Raw genomic sequence first — 2,201 nt, forward strand, 5'->3', positions numbered from 1 at the left:
AGATTGGACGGCGTTCCGCCGAACATGTCGGTCAGCACCACCACACCAGCCCCCGCATCCACCTGTGCGATCGCCTCGATGATGTCCCGGCGGCGGCTCTCCATATCGTCCTCGGGACCAATGGTGATGGTCGCCAATTGCGATTGCGGTCCGCAAACATGCTCCAACGCCGCGCGAAACTCCGTCGCCAGATGGCCATGCGTTACAAGCACTATGCCGATCATCGACACTTACCGTCCTGTCCTATCCCGCGCCGGGCTCCCGCCAACGCCTTGAGGCCCGGGGAAAACCGAACGGTCGGCGTCGCGACCCGGCGCCCCATCTCAAAAGCGCGCGAACAGCCACGAAATCGCCCAATTTCAGACGGGCCATTTTCGTGTTTGCACGCGACTTGGCAAGTGAAATGAGCGGTTTGCATCACTTTGCAGAAAGTTTGTGCACAAAAGCCATAATGGCCGCCACCGATCGCTCCGTTTCCCGCGCGGGCAGCCGAAGCAGGGGCACGTCGCGCAAACCGTGGAAATTTTTGCATAATTCTTCCGGCTCCGGCAGGCGCGGACAATCGGCGTGCTCGCGATCCGTCTCCAGATCGACGATCAGCGCCAAAACCGCGCAATTTTCGTAATCCTGCTCGATCAGCCCAATCCCGCGCCATTCCGCCAGGCCGGAAATGGCCTCGTGGGGGCTCAGCAGCGCCCGGCCGCCGCGAATCCGCACCACCACGCGGTCGTCGCCGACCAGACGCGCAAAATCGCCCCGCCGGCGCCAGGCCTCGACCAGCGCCAGAGCGAGGCTGGACTTGCCCGCGCCCGATCCGCCGCGAATCAGCACGCCACGTTCCCCGATCGCCACGGCATTGGCGCTGACCCTGAACGTCTCCCCGGAAAGTTCGGTCATCCGACGCCTCATTCCGCCGCCGGAAGAAAGACGATAAAGCGCGCGCCGAGCGTCGCGCCCTCCGCATCCGTGCGGTTCTCGGCGCGGATCGTCCCGCCATGGGCGTCGACGATCTGGCGCGAAATGGACAGGCCGAGGCCGGAATTCTGACCGAAGCTCTGGGCGGGGCGGTCGGTGTAGAAACGCTCGAAAATCCGCTCGAGCGCATGGTCGGGAACGCCCGGGCCGTCGTCGTCGATCTGGATTTCGAAGCCGTTGCGCGCCGGCTGCCCCTTGGCCGCCGGCGCCGCCCGCGCGCGGCGCAAGGTCACCCGCACTTCGCCGCCCGGCGGCGAGAAGGTGCGGGCGTTGTCGAACAGATTGTTGAACACCTGGCCGAGGCGAGAATCATGGCCCAGGATCAGCCACGGTCCCGGCTGCGCGCCCGAAGCGACGGTCAGGCGCAGCTTGACGCGGTCGTCGCGGTCGACCTGATTGGCGACATCGACCAGCGCGCGCAGCAATTGATTGATGTCGACGGGATCGCGATCGCCGCGCGCCAGTTCCGCGTCGAGCCGCGAGGCGTCGGAAATATCGGAAATCAGCCGGTCGAGCCGGCGCACGTCGTGGTGGATCACGTCGAGCAGCCTGCCGCGCGACTCGTCGGTGCGCGCGATCGGCAAGGTCTCGACCGCGCTGCGCAACGAGGTCAGCGGATTCTTCAGCTCATGCGCCACATCGGCCGCGAAACGCTCGATCGCCTCGATCCGGTTGAACAAGGCGCGGGTCATGTCGCGCAAGGCGCCGGAGAGATGGCCGATCTCGTCGTTGCGGCCGGTGAAATCGGGAATTTCCTGCCGCGATTTCACGCCCCGGCGCACGCGGTCGGCGGCTTCGGCCAGCTTGCGCATCGGCTCGGCGATGGTGCCGGCAAGCGCGGCGGACAGCAGGAACATGATGGCGGCGGCGACCAGGAAGATGCGGATCAAAGCCCGGCGTTCGCCGGCTATGGCCTCGTCGATGTCGCTGCCCTGGGTCGAGAGCAGCAGCGCGCCGCGCACGGTGCGGAAACGCTGGATCGGCGCGCCGACCGTCACCACCGTCTCGCCGCGCGCATTGACGCGCACGAAGGATTGCTCATGGCCGTCCAGCGCCCCCGAGACTTCGGGATAAGTGCGGCCGTTGGCGACCCCGATCTCCTCATAGAGCGGCAGCTTTTCGGAATTGAACCGGCCGCTCGCCAGATCGCGCAGCCATTCGAGCCAGCGCGGGCCCTCCTCCTGGCCGGGCGGCGGCAATTCGTTACGCAAAATGTTCGAGCGCGC

Annotated in this window: 3 protein-coding genes; all 3 read right to left on the reverse strand. The window is 66.3% G+C overall.

Translation table 11 applies throughout. From position 1 onward, the window contains the following. Positions 1 to 224: PTS sugar transporter subunit IIA (locus tag ACE3S9_RS18795; protein WP_374547999.1), on the reverse strand; the 224-nt coding region annotated here is incomplete at its 3' end. A gap of 193 nt (positions 225 to 417) precedes the next feature. Further along, entirely contained in the window at positions 418 to 897 is a 480-nt protein-coding gene (locus ACE3S9_RS18800) for an HPr kinase/phosphorylase (protein ID WP_374548000.1), read from the reverse strand. Positions 898 to 905: 8 nt separating this feature from the next. Beyond that, positions 906 to 2,201 (reverse strand): stimulus-sensing domain-containing protein (locus tag ACE3S9_RS18805; protein WP_374548002.1); only part of this gene is annotated, 1,296 nt, incomplete at its 5' end.

The sequence above is a fragment of the Rhodoblastus sp. genome, assembly GCF_041915505.1.
Taxonomy (GTDB): Bacteria; Pseudomonadota; Alphaproteobacteria; order Rhizobiales; family Beijerinckiaceae; genus Rhodoblastus.

What these genes read in the sequence shown, in the direction of transcription:
- ACE3S9_RS18800 (WP_374548000.1), bottom strand. Translation starts at nt 897, where the DNA reads ATGACCGAACTTTCCGGGGAGACGTTCAGGGTCAGCGCCAATGCCGTG.